The 18,429-nt window shown below is 55.6% G+C and carries 20 protein-coding genes; 15 read left to right on the forward strand and 5 right to left on the reverse strand.

Going from position 1 to position 18,429, the window contains the following annotated elements; translation table 11 throughout:
* Positions 1-22 precede the first annotated feature (22 nt).
* The 9 genes from LVJ83_RS07930 to LVJ83_RS07970 all read left to right on the forward strand — a co-directional run bounded on the left by LVJ83_RS07930 (position 23) and on the right by LVJ83_RS07970 (position 7,944).
* Positions 23-1,132: a muconate/chloromuconate family cycloisomerase gene (locus tag LVJ83_RS07930; RefSeq protein WP_244783985.1), complete on the forward strand. Its 1,110-nt coding sequence runs from the start codon at positions 23-25 to the stop codon at positions 1,130-1,132.
* Between the two features lie 35 nt (positions 1,133-1,167).
* Complete coding sequence (catC, locus tag LVJ83_RS07935; RefSeq protein WP_244783986.1) at positions 1,168-1,458, forward strand: muconolactone Delta-isomerase; 291 nt, start codon at positions 1,168-1,170, stop codon at positions 1,456-1,458.
* Positions 1,459-1,585: 127 nt separating this feature from the next.
* On the forward strand, positions 1,586-2,506 hold the full coding sequence (gene catA, locus LVJ83_RS07940; RefSeq protein WP_244783987.1) for a catechol 1,2-dioxygenase: 921 nt from the start codon (positions 1,586-1,588) through the stop codon (positions 2,504-2,506).
* 59 nt (positions 2,507-2,565) lie between these two features.
* Positions 2,566-3,930 carry a benzoate 1,2-dioxygenase large subunit gene (gene benA, locus LVJ83_RS07945; protein ID WP_244783988.1) on the forward strand — a complete coding sequence of 455 codons (1,365 nt, stop codon included), beginning with the start codon at positions 2,566-2,568 and terminating at the stop codon, positions 3,928-3,930.
* Positions 3,927-4,415: a benzoate 1,2-dioxygenase small subunit gene (benB, locus tag LVJ83_RS07950; RefSeq protein ID WP_244783989.1), complete on the forward strand. Its 489-nt coding sequence runs from the start codon at positions 3,927-3,929 to the stop codon at positions 4,413-4,415. The genes benA and benB overlap by 4 nt, the downstream gene beginning before the upstream one ends.
* Positions 4,416-4,453: 38 nt before the next feature.
* A complete protein-coding gene (benC, locus tag LVJ83_RS07955; RefSeq protein ID WP_280515210.1) occupies positions 4,454-5,473 on the forward strand; it encodes a benzoate 1,2-dioxygenase electron transfer component BenC in 1,020 nt (339 codons plus the stop codon).
* Positions 5,474-5,485: 12 nt separating this feature from the next.
* Positions 5,486-6,271: a 1,6-dihydroxycyclohexa-2,4-diene-1-carboxylate dehydrogenase gene (locus LVJ83_RS07960; protein WP_244783990.1), complete on the forward strand. Its 786-nt coding sequence runs from the start codon at positions 5,486-5,488 to the stop codon at positions 6,269-6,271.
* A 297-nt stretch (positions 6,272-6,568) separates the two neighbouring features.
* Complete coding sequence (locus LVJ83_RS07965; RefSeq protein ID WP_244783991.1) at positions 6,569-7,729, forward strand: benzoate/H(+) symporter BenE family transporter; 1,161 nt, start codon at positions 6,569-6,571, stop codon at positions 7,727-7,729.
* A gap of 20 nt (positions 7,730-7,749) precedes the next feature.
* The gene (locus tag LVJ83_RS07970) at positions 7,750-7,944 is read left to right on the forward strand and encodes a hypothetical protein (RefSeq protein ID WP_244783992.1); all 195 of its coding nucleotides are present in this window, start codon (positions 7,750-7,752) and stop codon (positions 7,942-7,944) included.
* Between the two features lie 62 nt (positions 7,945-8,006).
* Here the strand turns inward: LVJ83_RS07970 and LVJ83_RS07975 are convergent, their stop codons facing one another.
* Entirely contained in the window at positions 8,007-8,897 is an 891-nt protein-coding gene (locus tag LVJ83_RS07975) for a LysR family transcriptional regulator (protein ID WP_244783993.1), read from the reverse strand.
* A gap of 120 nt (positions 8,898-9,017) precedes the next feature.
* Between LVJ83_RS07975 and LVJ83_RS07980 the strand changes: the two genes are divergently transcribed.
* From LVJ83_RS07980 to LVJ83_RS13590, 6 genes are all read left to right on the forward strand, one after another.
* Positions 9,018-10,337: a short-chain fatty acid transporter gene (locus LVJ83_RS07980; RefSeq protein ID WP_244783994.1), complete on the forward strand. Its 1,320-nt coding sequence runs from the start codon at positions 9,018-9,020 to the stop codon at positions 10,335-10,337.
* A gap of 14 nt (positions 10,338-10,351) precedes the next feature.
* A complete protein-coding gene (locus tag LVJ83_RS07985) occupies positions 10,352-11,011 on the forward strand; it encodes a 3-oxoacid CoA-transferase subunit A (protein WP_244783995.1) in 660 nt (219 codons plus the stop codon).
* A gap of 11 nt (positions 11,012-11,022) precedes the next feature.
* Positions 11,023-11,679, forward strand: a complete 657-nt coding sequence (locus LVJ83_RS07990) for a 3-oxoacid CoA-transferase subunit B (protein ID WP_244783996.1) — start codon at positions 11,023-11,025, stop codon at positions 11,677-11,679.
* A 130-nt stretch (positions 11,680-11,809) separates the two neighbouring features.
* Entirely contained in the window at positions 11,810-13,012 is a 1,203-nt protein-coding gene (gene pcaF, locus LVJ83_RS07995) for a 3-oxoadipyl-CoA thiolase (RefSeq protein ID WP_244783997.1), read from the forward strand.
* A 95-nt stretch (positions 13,013-13,107) separates the two neighbouring features.
* Complete coding sequence (gene pcaD, locus LVJ83_RS08000) at positions 13,108-13,875, forward strand: 3-oxoadipate enol-lactonase (RefSeq protein WP_244783998.1); 768 nt, start codon at positions 13,108-13,110, stop codon at positions 13,873-13,875.
* A gap of 243 nt (positions 13,876-14,118) precedes the next feature.
* Positions 14,119-14,244, forward strand: a complete 126-nt coding sequence (locus LVJ83_RS13590; protein ID WP_280515211.1) for a hypothetical protein — start codon at positions 14,119-14,121, stop codon at positions 14,242-14,244.
* 176 nt (positions 14,245-14,420) lie between these two features.
* Here LVJ83_RS13590 and LVJ83_RS08005 read toward each other — a convergent pair whose 3' ends face one another.
* From LVJ83_RS08005 to LVJ83_RS08020, 4 genes are all read right to left on the reverse strand, one after another.
* Positions 14,421-15,437 (reverse strand): alpha/beta hydrolase, encoded by a 1,017-nt coding sequence (locus LVJ83_RS08005; protein WP_244783999.1) that lies wholly within the window; start codon positions 15,435-15,437, stop codon positions 14,421-14,423.
* Between the two features lie 140 nt (positions 15,438-15,577).
* The gene (locus tag LVJ83_RS08010) at positions 15,578-16,642 is read right to left on the reverse strand and encodes an NAD(P)-dependent alcohol dehydrogenase (RefSeq protein ID WP_244784000.1); all 1,065 of its coding nucleotides are present in this window, start codon (positions 16,640-16,642) and stop codon (positions 15,578-15,580) included.
* An 11-nt stretch (positions 16,643-16,653) separates the two neighbouring features.
* Positions 16,654-17,010 (reverse strand): MmcQ/YjbR family DNA-binding protein, encoded by a 357-nt coding sequence (locus tag LVJ83_RS08015; protein ID WP_244784001.1) that lies wholly within the window; start codon positions 17,008-17,010, stop codon positions 16,654-16,656.
* A gap of 83 nt (positions 17,011-17,093) precedes the next feature.
* A complete protein-coding gene (locus LVJ83_RS08020) occupies positions 17,094-18,209 on the reverse strand; it encodes an MBL fold metallo-hydrolase (protein ID WP_244784002.1) in 1,116 nt (371 codons plus the stop codon).
* Between the last annotated feature and the right edge of the window lie 220 nt (positions 18,210-18,429).

An 18,429-nucleotide genomic window follows, 5' to 3' on the forward strand; every position in this document is an offset into this window, starting at 1 on the left:
TAAATAAATATACCTAATAGCTATGATTAAGTCTATCGAAACCTTGCTGCTGGAAGTGCCGACCATCCGGCCGCACAAACTTTCTGTTACCACCATGAACACGCAAACACTGGTGTTGGTGCACATCATGTTTTCAGACGGCCTCGAGAGCTGGGGCGAAGCCACCACCATCGGCGGCTTGAATTATGCCGAAGAAAGCCCGGCCGCCATCAAAACCAATATAGACACCTACATCGCCCCGCTGCTGTTGCAGGCGCAGCCGCAAAATACCGCCCGGGCCATGCAGCTGCTGCACACCCACATCAAAGGCAACCGTTTTGCCAAAAGCGCCATCGAAACCGCCCTGCTCGATGCGCAGGCCAAACGCTTGGGCACACCTTTAAGCGAGCTGCTCGGCGGTGCGGTACACGATGCGCTGCCGGTAGCTTGGACGCTGGCCAGCGGCCAAACCGATCAAGACATCGCCGAGGCCGAACACATGATCGGCGCAGGCCGCCACCGCATTTTCAAGCTGAAAATCGGCCTCAACAGCGTAGCCGATGATGTGCGCCACGTGTTGGCCGTCAAACAAGCCCTCGGCAGCAGCATCAGCGTGCGCGTGGATGTGAATCAGGCCTGGACGGAGCTGGAAGCCATGCGCGGCATTGCCATGCTGGAAGACGGCGGCATCGATTTAATCGAACAACCCGTGGCCGCCGGCAACCGCAATGCGCTCAAACGGCTGTGCGAGCATTTCAACGTAGCCATCATGGCCGATGAAGCGGTGTTGGGGCCGCAAAACGCCTTCGAGCTGGCCGCCGGGCATTATGCAGATGTGTTCGCCGTTAAAATCAATCAGGCCGGCGGTTTGCGCAATGCCGCGCTGGTGGGGCAAACCGCGGCGCTGGCCGGCATCGAGCTTTACGGCGGCACCATGCTCGAAGGCGCCGTCGGCACACTGGCCTCGGCACATGTGTTCAGCACTTACCCCGAGCTGGCCTTCGGCACCGAGCTGTTCGGCCCGCTGCTGCTCACCGAAGACATCATGACCGAGCCGCTGCCTTACCGCGACTTTATGCTGCAACTGCCGAAAAAACCGGGGCTGGGCATTGAAGTAGACAAAGAAAAAGTCTACCGCCTGCGCACCGCCTAAACGGCGACAACACCCTCTACCAAGGAGCACACATCATGTTATTCCACATCCGCATGGACGTTCATCTGCCTGAAAACATGCCGTCTGAAACCGCAGCGCGCATCAAGGCCGAAGAAAAAGCCTATTTCCAAACCCTGCAACAGAGCGGCAAATGGCGGCACATCTGGCGCATTGCCGGCCAGTATTCCAACATCAGCATTTTTGATGTGGCCGATAACGAAGAGCTGCACCGTATTTTATCTTCGCTGCCGTTGTTTCCCCATATGCAGATAGAAGTAACGGCATTGTGCCGCCATCCCTCATCGCTGCATGCCGATGACCGTTGATTTTTCTTATCACTGATTTTTCTTTTCAGACGGCCTGAACCTGTTTCAAGCCATGAAAACCGTGCTGCATTGGTGCCGCACAAACTTTCTGCACCCTAAAAAAACCAACACACCAAGGAGAAATACCATGAACCACCAGCAAATCGACCAATTGGTTAAAAGTTTTAATGTCGACACCGCCAAAGGCGAAGTCAACCCGCGCGTTCAGGCAGTTACCGTGCGGCTGGTGTCGGATTTGTTTAAAGCCATCGAAGATCTCGACCTCACGCCCCACGAAGTGTGGAAAGGCATGGAATTTTTGATTGATGCGGCCAAAGCCAACGAAATCGGCCTGTTTGCCGCCGGCCTCGGTTTGGAGCGTTTTATCGACATTCGTGCCGATGAAGCCGAAGAAAAAGCCGGTTTGTCGGGCGGCACGCCGCGCACCATCGAAGGCCCCTTATATGTTTACGGCGCGCCTGAGAGCGTGGGTTTTGCCCGCATGGACGACGGCGCCGAATCCGACCATGCCAAACCGATGATTCTCGAAGGCATGGTTTACGGTGCCGACGGCCAGCCGTTGCCGAATGCCAAAGTGGAAGTGTGGCACGCCAATACATTGGGCAACTATTCTTTTTTCGACAGCACCCAGAGCGACTTCAACCACCGCCGCACCATCTTCACCGATGAAAACGGCCGCTACAAAGCCCAATCCATCGTACCCAACGGCTACGGCTGCCCGCCCCAAGGCTACACTCAGGCGCTGCTCGACCAGCTCGGCCGCCACGGCCGCCGCCCGGCGCATGTGCATTATTTTGTGACCGCCGACGGCCACCGCAAGCTCACGACCCAAATCAACATCGACGGCGACGAATACCTGTGGGACGACTTTGCCTTTGCCAGCCGCGAAGGTTTGGTGCCGCCGCTGCAAGAAGTGAGCGACGAAGCCGCTATTGCCGAACAAGGGTTGGATAAAGCCTATGCCCACATCGTGTTCGACATTCACTTGCTGCCTGAAAGCGAGGGGGTGTTTGAAGCCGAAAACGAGCGCCGCCGCGCCTCAGCCTAAACTTCAGACGGCCTTATCCGCCAACAGAGGCCGTCTGAAAAACACTCAGGAGCACTGCCATGATTCCGATTCATACCGAAAAAAAACGTCTCGATGATTTTCTGATTGAAGACCACGCAACCGGCGATTACCGCCTGCACCGCAGCGCCTTCACCGATGAAGAGCTGTTTGAGCTGGAGATGAAACACATTTTCGAAGGCAACTGGATTTATCTGGCGCACGAAAGCCAGATTCCCAAGATCAACGATTACTACACCACCCACATCGGCCGTCAGCCGGTTGTGATTGCCCGCAACCGCCAAGGCGAATTAAACGCCTTTATCAACGCCTGCACCCACCGTGGCGCCCAGCTGTGCCGTTTCAAAAAAGGCAACAAAGCCACCTATACCTGCCCTTTTCACGGCTGGACGTTTAACAACAGCGGCAAACTTTTGAAAGTAAAAGACCCTGAAGACGCCGGCTACCCCGACTGCTTCAACAAAGAAGGCTCGCACGACTTGAAAAAAGTAGCGCGCTTTGAAAACTACCGCGGCTTTTTGTTCGGCAGCATCAACCCCGATGTTGCCCCCTTGAGCGAATTTTTAGGCGAAGCGGCCAAAATTATCGACATGATTGTCGACCAATCTGAAGACGGGCTGGAAGTATTGCGCGGCGCTTCAACTTACACCTTCAACGGCAACTGGAAGCTGCAAGCCGAAAACGGCGCCGACGGCTACCATGTTTCCGCCGTGCATTGGAATTACGCCGCCACCACCCAGCACCGTAAAGAAGTAAATGCCGCCGACAATATCCGCGCCATGAGCGCCGGCAGCTGGGCCAAGCAGGGCGGCGGTTTCTACTCGTTTGAAAACGGCCACATGCTGTTGTGGACCAACTGGGCCAACCCCGAAGACCGCCCCAATTGGGACAGACGCGAAGAATTCGCCGAAAAATTCGGTCAGGCCACCGCCGATTGGATGGTGCAGCGCTCGCGCAACCTCTGCCTTTACCCGAATGTGTATCTGATGGATCAATTCGGCTCGCAAATCCGCCTGCTGCGCCCGCTGGCGGTCGATAAAACCGAAGTCACGATTTACTGCATCGCACCCAAAAACGAATCGGCAGAAGCCCGCGCCCACCGTATCCGCCAATATGAAGATTTTTTCAACGTCAGCGGCATGGCCACGCCCGACGATTTGGAAGAATTCCGCTCCTGCCAAGAAGGCTACAACGGCATTGCGCTTGAGTGGAACGACATGTGCCGCGGTGCTGCCCACTGGATTGAAGGAGCCGACCAAGCCGCCGCCGATATCGGCCTCAAGCCGCTGCTCTCCGGCGTAAAAACCGAAGACGAAGGTTTGTATACCGTACAACACCGCTACTGGCTGCAAGAGATGAAAAAAGCCACCGCCGCGCAAACCGCACAAGAAGGAGACGGACAATGAGCAGCCGCATCGAACAAGTAAGCCAGTTTCTCTACCGCGAAGCCCGTTATCTGGATGATAAACAATGGAACGAATGGCTGGCCTGCTACCACCCCGAAGCTTCGTTTTGGATGCCGAGCTGGGACGACGACGGCACGCTGGTCAGCGATCCGCAACGTGAAATCTCGCTGATCTACTACCCCGACCGCCAAGGGCTGGAAGACCGCGTGTTCCGTATCGAAACCGAGCGCTCCAGCGCCACCATTCCCGACACCCGTACTTCGCACAACATCAGCAATGTCGAGATTATGGCGCAAGAAGGCGACAAACTGACCGTGCGTTTCAACTGGCTCACCTTCAGTTTTCGCTATCACACCACCAATACATATTACGGCTGCTCCGAATATGATTTGGATATGTCGGGCGCTGCGCCGCTGATTACGCGCAAATACGTGGTGTTGAAAAACGATTACATCAACCAACTGATTGATGTCTACCATGTTTAGGCCGTCTGAAACACCATAACAACAAAGGAGCAAACATCATGGAACACACCATTGCCCTTCAATTTGAAGACGGTGTTACCCGCTTCATCGGCTGCCGCAGCGGAGAAACCGTGGCCGAAGCCGCCTACCGCCAAAAATTCAATATTCCGCTCGACTGCCGCGACGGCGCCTGCGGCACCTGCCGCAGCTTTTGCGAATCGGGCAGCTTCGAGATGCCCGAGAGCAGCTATATCGAAGATGCACTCACGCCTGAAGAAGCGGCCGAGGGCTATGTGCTCACTTGCCAGATGAAACCCACTTCCGATTGTGTGTTGCGCATCGCCTCATCTTCTGAAGCCGCCAAAACCGGCGTCACCGTTTACGAAGGCGAGCTGGCCGAACTGGAGCAGCTCTCCGAATCTACCATCGCATTCGGCATCAAAACGCCTGCACCTGAAGAGCTGGTGTTTTTGCCCGGCCAATATGTCAATGTGACCCTGCCCGGCAGTGATGAAACCCGTTCTTATTCGTTCAGCTCCGCGCCGATGAGCGAGATTGCCCGCTTTGTGGTGCGCAATGTACCCGGCGGCAAAATGAGCAGTTATTTGAGCAAAGAGGCCGCTGTGGGTGCAAAAATGCAGTTTGCCGGCCCTTTCGGCAGCTTCTACCTGCGCCCGGTTACCCGCCCGACGCTGTTTCTCGCCGGCGGCACCGGTATCGCGCCGTTTCTCTCGATGCTCGACAGCCTGGCGGTAGCGGGCTGCCATTATCCGGTGAATATGGTGTTCGGCGTTACCAACGATTTCGACTTGGTGGCATTGGAAAAACTCGACGACATACAGGCCAACCATCCGTGGTTCCACTACACCACCTGCGTGGTCAGCGAAGCGAGCAGCCATCCGAAAAAAGGCTATGTCACCCAACATATTGAAAGCGATTGGCTGAATGACGGTGATGTCGATATTTATCTGTGCGGCCCCGTTGCCATGGTGGAAGCTGTGCGTGGCTGGTTGGAACAATCGGGTATCACACCGAAAAGCTTCCATTTCGAGAAATTTTCCGCCAGCGAGCAAAAATAATCAGGAGGCCGTATGAACAAGCGTTTTGACCATAAAATCTGCGTGGTAACCGGCGCGGCACAAGGCATCGGCCAAGGCGTGGCGCTGGCTCTGGCAGCAGAAGGCGGTGCGGTGGTGCTGGCCGACCGCAGCGAATTCGTACATGAAACCGCCGCCGCCATCCGCACACAAGGCGGCCGCTGCCTGACGGTGTTGGCCGATTTGGAAACCTTTGCCGGTGCGCAAAGCGTGGTGGATGCAGCGGTGGCCGAATTCGGATGTGTTGATGTGGCCATCCACAACGTCGGCGGCACCATTTGGGCGAAGCCGTATCAGGAGTATGCCGAAGCCGAAATCGAAGCCGAAGTGCGCCGCTCGCTGTTTCCCACTTTATGGAGCTGCCGCGCCGTATTGCCGCAGATGATTGCGCAACAGGGCGGCAGCATCGTCAACATTTCTTCGATTGCCACCCGCAGCATCCACCGTATCCCTTATGCTGCTGCCAAAGGCGGAGTGAATGCAATGAGCATGAGCTTGGCAATGGAGCATGCTTCAGACGGCATCCGCGTCAACGCCGTTGCCACCGGCGGCACCGAAGCCCCGCCGCGCAAAGTACCGCGCAATCCCAAGCCGATGAGCGAGGAGGAGCAGGTGTGGTATCAGGCCATTATCGACCAAACCGTGACATCCAGCCTGATGAAGCGCTACGGCAGCATTCAGGAGCAAGTAGGCGCGATTCTGTTTTTGGCCTCTGATGATGCCAGTTACATCACGGGAACGGTGTTGCCGGTGGGCGGCGGCGACGTAGGCATGGGTTGAGGCCGTCTGAAAGATGATTGTGGTTCCATCATTTGCTTTTGCTGAAGAGATACGGCAGCCATGTTTGAGGCCGTCTGAAACTGTTCGGGCTTCCGTAAATCTGCCCTTTCTTTTCACCGCACCAGGGTGTCATGATGTGTCGTTTATGAGTGGATTTTTGTTCCTGGGAATGCAGATGCCAGGCAAAAAAAACGCAGCAAGATTAAACATCTTGCGAGGCTTTTTAACGCAGCAGATGCGTTTTCAGGGCAAAATACACCCATAAATCAATACATCAGAATACCCTAAGGAAACATCATGTTAAAAGATCTCTCCCTTTCCGCCGTTACCGCCGGATTTTTGGCGGTATTGATTTCCTATGCCGGGCCGATGGTGCTGATGTTTCAGGCGGCCTCGGCGGCGCAGGTTTCTACCGAGATGATGATTACTTGGGTGTGGGCGATTTCTGTCGGCGCAGCGGTGTCGGGCATTCTCTTGAGCTGGTGGCTGAAAGCGCCGGTGGTCACGGCCTGGTCGGCACCGGGCAGCGCCTTGCTGATTCCCCTGTTCCCCGCGTTGAGCCTGGGCGAAATGGCCGGCGCCTACCTGACCGCCGCCGCCATCATGCTCGCCATCGGCCTTTCCGGCTATTTCGACAAACTGATGGCATCGATTCCCAAAGGCGTAGCCGCCGGCATGATGGCGGGAATTTTATTCCAGTTCGGCACCCATGCCTTTCATGCCGCAGGCGATGTGCCGCTGCTGCTGTTTGCCATGCTGTTGACGTATTTAATCAGTAAAAAATGGTTGCCGCGCTACACCGTAGTGCTGGTGTTTGCCGTCGGCCTGCTGTTGAGCAAATTAACCGGCAATCTGGATTTCAGCGGCGTGCAGTTTGCCATCACCCGTCCGGTGTGGATTACGCCTGAATGGACGTTTTCCGCCACCCTCAGCCTTGCCCTGCCCTTGGTGATGGTGAGCCTGACCGGCCAGTTTCTGCCCGGCATGGCGGTATTGCGGCTGGCGGGGTACCGCACGCAGGCCCGGCCGGTGATGGCCGTTACCGGCGCGGCTTCGCTGCTGACGGCCTGCTTCGGCGGCATCAGCATCGCGCTGGCCGCCATTACCGCCTCATTGTGCACCGGCAAAGATGCCCACGCCGACCCCGGCAAACGCTATATCGCCGGCATCAGCAACGGCGTGTTTTACCTGATCGGCGGCTTGTTTGCCGGCGCCATTGTGACCCTGTTTGCCGTATTGCCCCAAGCGCTGGTTGCTATTTTGGCCGGATTGGCGCTGCTGGGTGCCATCGGCAGCAATATTGCCGCCGCCATCGAAGACACACAGCACCGCGAAGCCGCCGTTATCACCTTTCTGGCCACCGCCTCAGGCATGACGCTGTGGGGTTTGGGCTCCGCCTTTTGGGGCGTAATCATCGGCATGCTCTCGGCATGGCTTTTAAAGCCTAAAACACCCTAGGGTGTCCGGACAATTTGTTTATGAGGGGATTTTTGTTCCTGAAAACACAGATGCCAGGCAAAAAACGCAGCAAGATTAAACATCTTGCGAGGCTTTTTAACGCAGCAGATGCGTTTTCAGGGGCAACATACACCCGTAAATCGACACATCAGGAAACCCTAAGGCCGTCTGAAAGCATCCGGCAATCCGATAGTGGCGTTCAAACATCTGAATAGGGTTTCAGACGGCCTGATGTCATCGGGCAAGGCTGCATGTTTCAAGCCAAAGGCCGTCTGAATCAACAGGATTGATAAATATGATGAGCAATTTCACCGATACGGCAAATGGCCGGGCTGTTGTCCATGGCGCGGATATTCATAACCACCGGCGCCGCAGCTTCCGGCTCGGCCAAAGGCAGATAGCTGATATCGGCGCGCTGCAATTGGGCGAAGCTGGCGGGCACGATACACACGCCCTCCCCGGCCGCCACCAGCCCCAGCGCCAGTTGCAGCTCACGCGTTTCCACACAATGTTTCGGAGCCAGCCCGACAGATTTGAACACATTGAGCACCACATCGGCAAAACTCGGGCGCGGTTCGGCCGGAAACAAAATCAGCCGTGCGGCGGCAATGTCCACCAAACGCACTGCACCCGGCTCGCTCAGCAGCGGCGGGCTGTTTTTGGGCACGGCCAACAGCAGGGGCTCTTGATACAAAACTTCACTGTGCACGCCCGGATCGTGCAGTTGCAAACGGCCGAAACCGATATCGATGGTGCCCGATTTCAAAGCGCCGATTTGCAGCATGGTGTTCATTTCCTGCAAGCGGATTTCAACATCTTGAAACTCCTGTTTGATGGTGCGGATCACCTCGGGCAGAGCTGTATACAGCGAAGAAGCCACAAAACCGATGGTAAACGTTTTTTGCAGCTTGCCGATTTTTTGCGTCATGGCGCGGGTTTCTTCCAGCACCGACAAAATATAACGGCAGCGCTCCAGAAAAAACACCCCGGCATCGGTGAGTGCCAAAGGGCGGCTGTGCCGCACAAACAGCGGCGTATCCAACGCTTCTTCAAGTTCTTTAATATGTTTACTGAGTGCGGGCTGGGCAATACATAATTGTTCGGCAGCCCGCGTAAAGCTTTGCACTTCGGCCACCGCCACAAAATATTTCAGTTTTCTCAAATTCATGATTATATGTTTTTCGATATAGATGTGGGGAAAATCGGTATTGGACTTACGGTAATCGCTTGGAAATAATCGGATTTCAACAAAGTATATAACAAAAAACCGATAACAAAGGAGACTGAAATGAATGCGGTTACCCACTTCACCGTGTGGCTGATGCAGCGCTATCTGCCCGATGCTTTTATCTTGGCGGTGCTGCTCACCGTCGTCATTATGCTGATGGGCACCACACTGGGCGGGCACACGCCTTTTGAAATGGTGGATTATTGGGGCAAAGGTTTTTCGGCATTGTTTAAATTCGCCATGCAGATGACCTTGGTTTTGGTTACCGGCTATGCGCTGGCGCTCACACCGCCGGTGCGCAAATTGCTCGACAGGCTGACCGATATCCCCAAAACGCCGCCGCAAGCGCTGGCAATGACGGCGTTGATTTCGTTTTTCGGCTGTTATCTGAACTGGGGTTTCGGTTTGGTAATCGGCGCGATTTTGGCCCGTGAGATGGGCAGAAAGGTGCAAGGGCTGCATTTTCCGCTGGTGGTGGCGGCAGCTTACAGCGCCGAAATCGTACGCGGCCCTTCTTCGTCTATTCCCTTGGTGGTGGCCACGCCCGGGCATTTTATGGAGCAGCTTACCGGCATTATTCCGGTAACCGAAACCTTGTATTCGGGCTGGAACCTGCTGCTGACCGGTTTGATTCTGGCTGCATTAATCGGCCTGTATCTTTCCATCCGCCCCAAACCCGAAAGTGTCATCAGCTATGAGGGCCATGCAGAAAGCCCTAACCGTGCGGCTGCCGCACTCCAGGAGCCTGAGACCTTTTCAGAAAAAATCGAGCACAGCCGAGTGATGAATTATGTGCTGGCCGTTATGCCCGCTTTATACCTGGCCGGCTATTTTATGAAAAAAGGTTTCGATTTGAATCTGGATGTGGTGATTTTGATTTTTTTGCTGCTCTCACTGCTGCTGCACAAACACCCGATGGCCTTGCTGGATGCCGTTAAAGAAGCGGTGGTGTCGTCGCGCGGCATTATTCTGCAATTTCCGCTGTATGCAGGTATTGCAGGAATGATGACTGAATCGGGGCTGGTGATGGTGGTGGCCGATTGGTTTATCGAAATCGCCACACCCGAAACCTTTCCCGTGCTCACTTTTTTGTCTGCCGGTTTGGTCAATATTTTCATCCCCTCCGGCGGCGGGCAATGGGCAATTCAAGGGCCGGTGATTATCGAAGCGGCCAAATCGCTGCATGCCGATATTCCCCAAACCGTGATGGCTTTTGCCTGGGGAGATGCTTGGACTAACCAAATCCAGCCGTTTTGGGCTTTGCCGCTGCTGGGTGTGGCCGGGCTGTCGGCCAAACACATTATGGGCTATTGCGTGGTTTGGCTGATGTTGTCGGGCATGGTCATCGGCGGTGTGTTTTTAGTATTAACGTTCATCTAGCAAAGAGAGAAAATATGATAGACAAAACCACATTATCCATACACGAAGCCGTGGCCGGAATCCACGACGGCGCTACGGTGATGATCGGCGGTTTCGGCACTGCAGGCCAGCCGGCGGAGCTGATTGATGCGCTGATTGAGAGCGGCGCAAAAGGGCTGACGATTGTGAACAACAATGCCGGCAACGGCGACATCGGGCTGGCGGCGCTGCTCAAGGCCGGGCGGGTAGAAAAAATGATTTGCTCATTTCCGCGCCAGAGCGATTCTTATGTGTTTGACGAATTGTATCGTGCGGGCAAGGTGGCGCTGGAATTGGTGCCGCAGGGTAATCTGGCCTGCCGCATTCAGGCGGCGGGCGCTGGGCTGGGCGCGGTGTTTACGCCTACGGGTTACGGCACGCTGTTGACCGAGGGTAAGGAAACCCGTGAAATCGACGGCAAACAATATGTGCTCGAATATCCGATTTATGCCGATTTTTCGCTGATTAAGGCTTATCAAGGCGACCGTTGGGGCAATTTGGTTTACCGCAAAACAGCGCGTAATTTCGGCCCCATCATGGCTGCCGCAGCAAAAACCACTATTGCACAAGTGAAAGAAATTGTGGCATTGGGCGATTTAAACCCCGAACACATCATCACGCCCGGCATTTTCGTGCAGCATGTTGTGGCCGTCTGAAAGGAGTTGTTATGAATTATCAAAGCAGAAGCCGCGCCGATATCGCCCGCCGTGTGGCACAAGATATCAGTGAGGGCATGTATGTGAATTTGGGCATCGGCCTGCCCACCAAAATTGCCGACTACCTGCCTGCGGATGCGGAAATTTTTCTGCACAGCGAAAACGGCCTGCTCGGGATGGGCCCTGCGCCGGATGAGCGTGAGCGTGACAGCGAATTGATTAATGCCGGCAAAGAATACGTTACCCTGATTAAGGGCGGTTGTTTTTTTCATCATGGCGATTCGTTTGCGATGATGCGCGGCGGCCATATTGATTTGTGCGTGCTTGGCGCGTTTCAAGTGGCGGCCAACGGCGATTTGGCCAACTGGCACACCGGCGCGGCCGATGCGATTCCGGCGGTGGGCGGTGCGATGGATTTGGCTGTAGGGGCGAAAAAAGTGTTTGTCACCATGGAGCATGTAACCAAACACGGCGAACCGAAAATTGTCGAACGGTGCAGCTATCCGCTCACCGGCATCGGCTGCGTCAACCGCATCTACACCGATTTGGCGGTTATCGACATCACCCCGCAAGGCTTGCTGGTGCGCGAGATGGTGGCGAGGCTGGATTTGGCGGCACTGCAAAATCTCACGGAAGCCGAGTTGCACGATGGGCGGCAGGCCGTCTGAAAAGCAGAGCATAAGTTAAGCTGCCGATGATTGATATATTTTAAAAAACCGATTCCATTAAGCCGTCTGAAACGTGTTGGCTTTTTCAGACGGCCTGATAAGGATACCCAATCGACACAAGGAGCATGTTATGAGCCAAGCTTATATTATTGATGCGGTGCGCACGCCGTTCGGGCGTTACGGCGGCAGTTTGGCTGCCGTGCGCGCCGACGATTTGGCCGCCGTGCCGATAGCCGCTTTAATGGCGCGCCAGCCGCAAATCGACTGGCAGCGGTTAGACGATGTGGTGTACGGCTGTGCCAACCAGGCCGGTGAAGACAACCGCAATGTGGCGCGGATGGCGGCGCTGCTGGCCGGGCTGCCGGCAGACGTGGCCGGCGTTACCCTCAACCGCCTGTGCGGCTCCGGTCTCGATGCCGTTGCCACTGCTGCGCGCACCATCAAATGCGGCGAAGGCCATCTGCTGATTGCCGGCGGCGTGGAGAGCATGAGCCGCGCCCCGTTTGTGATGGGCAAAGCCGAAGGGGCGTTTGCCCGCAACCTCAAGCTGGAAGACACCACCATGGGTTGGCGCTTTATCAACCCGCAACTCAAGGCACAATACGGTGTCGACAGCATGCCCGAAACCGCTGAAAATCTGGCCGACGAACGCCACATCAGCCGCGCCGACCAAGACCGTTTCGCCCTCATCAGCCAACAGCGCGCTGCGGCCGCGCAACAAGGCGGCGTGTTTGCACGCGAAATCGTGCCGGTGGCCGTGCCGCAGCACAAAGGCGCGCCGCTGTTGTTTGAGCAAGACGAACATTTGCGCGCCACTTCCATCGAAGCGCTGACCAAACTCAAAGGCGTGGTGCGCCCCAACGGCAGTATCACCGCAGGCAATGCTTCAGGTATCAACGATGGTGCCTGTGCGCTGCTACTCGCATCTGAGCAGGCTGTGCAGCAATACGGCCTCAAGCCGCAAGCCCGGGTGGTGGCAGCCGCGGTAGCAGGCGTACCGCCGCGCATTATGGGCATCGGCCCGGCACCCGCCATCCGCAAAGTGCTGGCGCAAACCGGGCTGACGCTGGCGCAGATGGATGTGATTGAATTAAACGAAGCCTTCGCCGCCCAAGCGCTGGCAGTATTGCGCGATTTGGGGCTGCCCGACGATGCAGAACATGTCAACCCCAACGGCGGCGCGATTGCCCTCGGCCACCCGCTGGGCGCATCCGGCGCGCGGCTCGCCACCACCGCGTTGTATGAACTCGAACGGCGCGGCGGCCGCTATGCCTTGTGCAGCATGTGTATCGGCGTCGGGCAAGGCATCGCGCTGATTATCGAGCGCGTGTAGCCATACCCAATTTGGCCGGCATACCGATTATCTGAAAGACATCAGCAACAGGCCGTCTGAAAAACATTCAGACGGCCTCAACAAAGGAAGTTTTTATGTGGATTCACACTCATGACGGCAACCGCCTGTATGCCCGTTCATTCGGCGATGAGCAGGCACCCGCGCTGATTTTCTGCAATTCGCTCGGCACCGATCACAGCATGTGGCAGCCGCAAATCGATGCACTCAGCACCGATTACCGCGTGATTGTCTACGATACCCGCGGCCACGGCCATTCGAGCGCAAAAGGCGGCTCTTGGACACTGGCCGACTTGGGGCGCGATGTGATCAGCGTGCTCGACGGTTTCAACATCCCCACCGCTGGCTTTTGCGGCATTTCCATGGGCGGGCTTACCGGCTTGTGGCTGGCGCTGCACCATGCCGAACGTTTCAACCGCATCATCATCAGCAACACCGCCGCCAAAATCGGCAACACCGAAGCTTGGTCGGCACGTGCCCGAAGCGTGCGCAGCGAAGGCATGAACGCCATCGCCGACAGCGCCGCATCACGCTGGTTCAGTGATGATTTCTGCCGCCGAAATGCCGCCGCCGTCGCCCGCCTGACCGAAATCCTGCGCCATACGCCCGCCGAAGGTTATGCCAAATGTTGCGAAATCTTGGCCGCAGCCGACCTGCGGCCGCACATACACACGGCAAAAAGCGACATACTGGTCATCGGCGGCACCGCCGACCCCGTTACCACGCCGGATGATGCGCAATGGCTGGCTTCCACCCTACCGCATGCCACCCTTGCCGTATTGCCGGCTTCGCATATTGCCAACATCGAAGCGGCCGAAGAGTTCAACCGTCTGCTTCACCCCTAGGGTGTCCGGACAATTCGATTTATGGGTGCTTTTTGCCCCTGAAAACGCATCTGCTGCGTTAAAAAGCCTCGCAAGATGCCCAATCTTGCTGCGTTTTTTGCCTGGCATCTGCATTTTCAGGAACAAAAACCCCCTCATAAACAAATTGTCCGGACACCCTAGTGATCAAATCTCAAATTCAAGCAGGCGGCTGAATTTTCGAAATGCTTTTATTTTTGCAAATGGGCATGGTGTGTTTTTTCCGTGAGCGGAGTCTACGCTACCATACTGCTCACCATCATCGCCCGCAGCAACGCCAGTCAAGCATTTGCCGATAGATTAAGGCCGTCTGAAAACGGTAAAGTACAGTTTCAGACGGCCTTGTTTTAAGGAGATTGCGGGGGGCGGTTGACCATGCAGACTTATGACCATGCAGACTTAAGATATCATAGGGTTCCGCCTCGAGCTTTCTGCTGGAGTTAAACCCATTCACAAAAGTAAGCTGACAAGGCGGGCCGGCGCCGTGAGGTTATTTTTGTGAATAGGTGGCATTAACCCCGCATGCGTCAATACTTCGCGCCCCTGAGCATGCCTTGAATAGCATTGCGGCGCAGCTCGCGGTATTGCGCGGTTTGCGGCGAATCGGGCACGATGATTTCAAATGCGTGAAACACGCCCGGAATCACATGCAGCTCGGTGGGCACGCCGGCTTGAATCAGGCGGTTGGCATAATCGATGTCTTCGTTGACAAATAAATCCAAATCGCCGACCGCGATAAATGCAGGCGGCAAACCGCGCAGGTTTTTGGCGGCAGCGGGTGAAAAATACGGCATTTGCGCATTGCTGATGCGCTGGTTGCCGCGCAATTTGTTCCAGCCGAAACGATTGGACGCCGCCGTCCACACAAATTCACCGGCATCAGGGTTGCGATAAGGAGAACGGTCGGTGCCGGTGCGGTGGTCGAGCATCGGATAAATCAACACTTGCCCTGCCGGCGTGAATTCGCCCTGATCGCGCGTATACAAAGCCAAGCGTGCGGCCAGCCCGCCGCCGGCACTTTCGCCCATCAGAATCAGCCGCGAGGCATCCAAGCCCAATGCGGCCGCATGGCGGTAAATATGGCTCAAGCCGTGGTAGGCATCTTGCAGATCGGCGGGAAACGGCGCTTCGGTAGCCAACCGGTATTCCACACTCACCACGGCTGCCTGATTGCGTTCGGCCAAATCGGCCAGTGCGGCATTATTTTGACGGGCATTGCCCATGATGTAGCCGCCGCCGTGGATAAAGTAAATCACCGGCAGCACCGCCGCCGCTTTTTGCGGGCGGTATACATACAAATCTACCGCCGGTTGGCCGTCTGCCGCCGGCACAATGATTTTTTGACCGGGCTGTACGCCGCTTTCGGCAGCCGATTTGAAACCGGCATTGCGGCGTGCCACTTCGGCATCATCGCTGATGTCGGCTGTCCATTGCGGTGCGGTGCTTTGGTATTCGGGCGCCAAACGGTGCAGGGTTTTCAAGTCTTGTGCGGCAACGGAAAGGCTGAATGCCGCGCATATTGCAGAAAAAATCAATTTATTCATGACATGTCCTTTATGGTGGCTCATAAAATAAAGGCCGTCTGAAACCCATTCACACAAGCAGTTTGGATAACTTTGTGCGAATGGGAAAGCCGGATGATCTTCAGACGGCCTTATGTTGAAAAACTTTTCCAATCAGCCATTTAGGCTGCGTTTTTCAGGCTTTTCATGTCAATCACAAACCGATATTTCACATCGCTTTTCAACAGCCGCTCGTAAGCCTGATTGATGGTTTGGATGTCAATCATTTCCACATCGGGCACGATATTGTGCTCGCCGCAGAAATCCAACATTTCCTGCGTTTCGGCAATGCCCCCGATCATCGAACCGGCCACGGTGCGGCGGCCCATAATCAGCGGCACGGTGCTGATGGTGGATTCCAATTCGCCCACCAAGCCCACCAATACCAAGGCGCCGTCGAGGGTCAGCGTTTGGATATAGGGTTTCAAATCATGGGTGTAGGGCACGGTGTCGATAATCACGTCGAAAGTGTTGGCCACCGCCAGCATTTGCTCATCATCAGTAGACAACACCACATTGTGTGCACCTAAAGCCAGCGCATCGGCTTCTTTGCCGCTTGAGCGGGTAAACAAGGTCACTTCGGCGCCCATGGCATTGGCCAGCTTCAACGCCATATGGCCGAGACCGCCCAAGCCCACCACCGCCACTTTGCTGCCTTTTTGCACATTCCAATGGCGCAGTGGCGAATAGGTGGTAATGCCGGCGCACAACAGCGGTGCCACAGCTTGGGTGTCGAGGTTTTCCGGCACGCCCACCACAAAGTTTTCAGTTACCACGATGGTGTCGCTGTAGCCGCCGTAGGTGCGCATGTGGTCGCCGAAGCGGTCGGTGTCGTTATAGGTTTGCACATTGCCGTTTTCGCAATATTGCTCCAAGCCCTGTTCGCACGGATGGCAGTGCCGGCAGGAATCAACCATACAGCCGACGCCGACCAAATCGCCGACTTTGAATTTTTTCACATCGGCACCCACGCGGCGCACCCGGCCGACGATTTCATGACCGGGCACCAGCGGATATTGGCTCCAGCCCCAATCGTTTTTGGCCTGATGCAGATCAGAATGGCACACGCCGCAATATTCGATGTCGATTTCCACATCATTAGCGCGCACATCGCGGCGCTCGAATTCAAACGGTGCCAGCGGTGCGGTGTCGGATTGTGCGGCATAGCCGCGTGCTTTGATAGTCATATCAGCTTCCTTTACTTGCGGGTTAATAAATAACTGTCGTCAATCAGATTATCGATGGTTTCATCGTTTGGGCCGCCCTCAAGCAGCAGGCTGACCCAATGTTCTTTATTCATATGCCAGGCCGGAAAAATGCCCGGCAGCTGCAACAGCGAGCCGACCATCTCCGGGGCGGCCTTGAGGTTGAGCACATCAACCGGCGCCGAATCGGGCAAACCCAATTTATTGGCGGGGATATTCATCAGCACGGCAAACCATTTGCGCCCGCCGCCGTGGCGGAACACGGCATAATCCGGCCACCGCGCCCACAAATATTCGGGCGCCGCAGCATAATGCTCTTGCATATGGCGGATTAAAACATCGCGGTTCATACAGTCTCCTTTTCAGACGGCCTGTTTACAGCAAAACAATTTGAATATGTATTTTCAAATGCTTCCTTCAAGCGGCCACCGCTTTATTTCACCCCTTCCCACCAATGCACTTGCGGCAGTTGGCGGATATTGAATACCTGGCCGATTTGCGGCGTGGCGGTTTGCAGCGGAGTGTCTTCAGCCGCCGCCATAAAGCGCTCGATCGGCTCGCGCCAAGTGTGGTAAGCCAAATCGAATTTCGCCCAATGCACCGGCATCACTGCCGCCGCGCGCACATCTTGCGCCGCCTGCACCGACTGCTCGGGCGTCATGTGGATGTTTGCCCAGTTTTCATTGTAAGCACCGTTTTCAATCATGGCAAAATCAAACGGGCCGTATTGTGCGCCGATGTCGGCAAAATGCCTGCCATAGCCGCTGTCGCCGTTGAAATACAGCGATAAATCGGGCGATTTCACCACCCACGAGCCCCACAATGTGGAAAAGCGGTTGTTGAAATTGCGGCCGCTGAAATGGCGGGCGGGGGCAAGGGTTAAATCGATATTGCCGAGTTTGGCGCTTTCGTGCCAATCTAACTCGATGATTTTGTTATCAGCAATGCCCCAGCGCTGCAAATGCGCTTTAACGCCCAGCGGCACATAAAACCGCTTGGTTTTGGGCGCGATTTCTTTGATGGCGCGGTAATCGAGATGGTCGTAATGGTCATGCGAAATCAGCACCGCATCCAATGGCGGCAAATCGGCTGTGATCGGTGTATGCGTAACCGCAAACGGGCTGCCGGCCAGCGCAATCGGCGAAGCACGGTAAAACACCGGGTCGGTAATCAGCGTTTGGTTGTCGGTTTTCAACAATACGGTAGAATGCCCCAGCCAAACAAAATCACCGTTTTGCAACTGAGCGGCATCTAATTTCACACTCGGCAACGGCTCGCCCGGCTGTTTGCCTTCGGGCGGATTGAGCACCGATGAGAGCCAGTCGAGCAACGATGGCGAACCGCCCGCCGAGGTATCGATGCCGGTGGGCTCTGCATTATTGAATTTTTCACCGTCAAACTGCGGCGAAGCCTGTATTTTCGCCATGCTCGCCGCATCCGGTTTGCCGCCGAAAGTCGGGTGCAGATACACAAAAGCCACCACCGCCGCAACCAGCAGCAAGGCCGCCGCCAGCAGCCATTTCAACACCGTAAGCAATACTATTTTCATCATCTGCCAATAAATTTATGAATTTGTGAATTTGTGAACGTATTTTTTCAGACGGCCTTTTCCTACCGCCTGATTTTGTGCTTGCCAAACCGCTGCCAAGCCGATGCAGCCGCAAAGCGCAAACAGTCAGCATTTATCATAATCCTACTTTAATGCCGGGTAAATTGATAAATGAGAATTTAATAATTTCCCAAACAGAAACAATCGCCCTGCCCCACTC

The sequence above is a fragment of the Uruburuella testudinis genome (assembly GCF_022870865.1).
GTDB lineage: Bacteria > Pseudomonadota > Gammaproteobacteria > Burkholderiales > Neisseriaceae > Neisseria > Neisseria testudinis.

Excerpts from the sequence above, each read along its gene's own strand:
- pcaF (WP_244783997.1), top strand. The coding sequence starts at position 11,810 with ATGAGCCAAGCTTATATTATTGATGCGGTGCGCACGCCGTTCGGGCGT.
- benC (WP_280515210.1), top strand. The coding sequence starts at position 4,454 with ATGGAACACACCATTGCCCTTCAATTTGAAGACGGTGTTACCCGCTTC.
- LVJ83_RS07985 (WP_244783995.1), top strand. The coding sequence starts at position 10,352 with ATGATAGACAAAACCACATTATCCATACACGAAGCCGTGGCCGGAATC.
- benB (WP_244783989.1), top strand. The coding sequence starts at position 3,927 with ATGAGCAGCCGCATCGAACAAGTAAGCCAGTTTCTCTACCGCGAAGCC.
- LVJ83_RS07970 (WP_244783992.1), top strand. The coding sequence starts at position 7,750 with ATGAGGGGATTTTTGTTCCTGAAAACACAGATGCCAGGCAAAAAACGC.
- LVJ83_RS08020 (WP_244784002.1), bottom strand. The coding sequence starts at position 18,209 with ATGAAAATAGTATTGCTTACGGTGTTGAAATGGCTGCTGGCGGCGGCC.
- benA (WP_244783988.1), top strand. The coding sequence starts at position 2,566 with ATGATTCCGATTCATACCGAAAAAAAACGTCTCGATGATTTTCTGATT.
- LVJ83_RS07980 (WP_244783994.1), top strand. The coding sequence starts at position 9,018 with ATGAATGCGGTTACCCACTTCACCGTGTGGCTGATGCAGCGCTATCTG.
- LVJ83_RS07975 (WP_244783993.1), bottom strand. The coding sequence starts at position 8,897 with ATGAATTTGAGAAAACTGAAATATTTTGTGGCGGTGGCCGAAGTGCAA.
- LVJ83_RS07930 (WP_244783985.1), top strand. The coding sequence starts at position 23 with ATGATTAAGTCTATCGAAACCTTGCTGCTGGAAGTGCCGACCATCCGG.
- LVJ83_RS08015 (WP_244784001.1), bottom strand. The coding sequence starts at position 17,010 with ATGAACCGCGATGTTTTAATCCGCCATATGCAAGAGCATTATGCTGCG.
- LVJ83_RS07990 (WP_244783996.1), top strand. The coding sequence starts at position 11,023 with ATGAATTATCAAAGCAGAAGCCGCGCCGATATCGCCCGCCGTGTGGCA.
- pcaD (WP_244783998.1), top strand. The coding sequence starts at position 13,108 with ATGTGGATTCACACTCATGACGGCAACCGCCTGTATGCCCGTTCATTC.
- LVJ83_RS08005 (WP_244783999.1), bottom strand. The coding sequence starts at position 15,437 with ATGAATAAATTGATTTTTTCTGCAATATGCGCGGCATTCAGCCTTTCC.
- catA (WP_244783987.1), top strand. The coding sequence starts at position 1,586 with ATGAACCACCAGCAAATCGACCAATTGGTTAAAAGTTTTAATGTCGAC.
- LVJ83_RS08010 (WP_244784000.1), bottom strand. The coding sequence starts at position 16,642 with ATGACTATCAAAGCACGCGGCTATGCCGCACAATCCGACACCGCACCG.
- catC (WP_244783986.1), top strand. The coding sequence starts at position 1,168 with ATGTTATTCCACATCCGCATGGACGTTCATCTGCCTGAAAACATGCCG.
- LVJ83_RS07960 (WP_244783990.1), top strand. The coding sequence starts at position 5,486 with ATGAACAAGCGTTTTGACCATAAAATCTGCGTGGTAACCGGCGCGGCA.
- LVJ83_RS07965 (WP_244783991.1), top strand. The coding sequence starts at position 6,569 with ATGTTAAAAGATCTCTCCCTTTCCGCCGTTACCGCCGGATTTTTGGCG.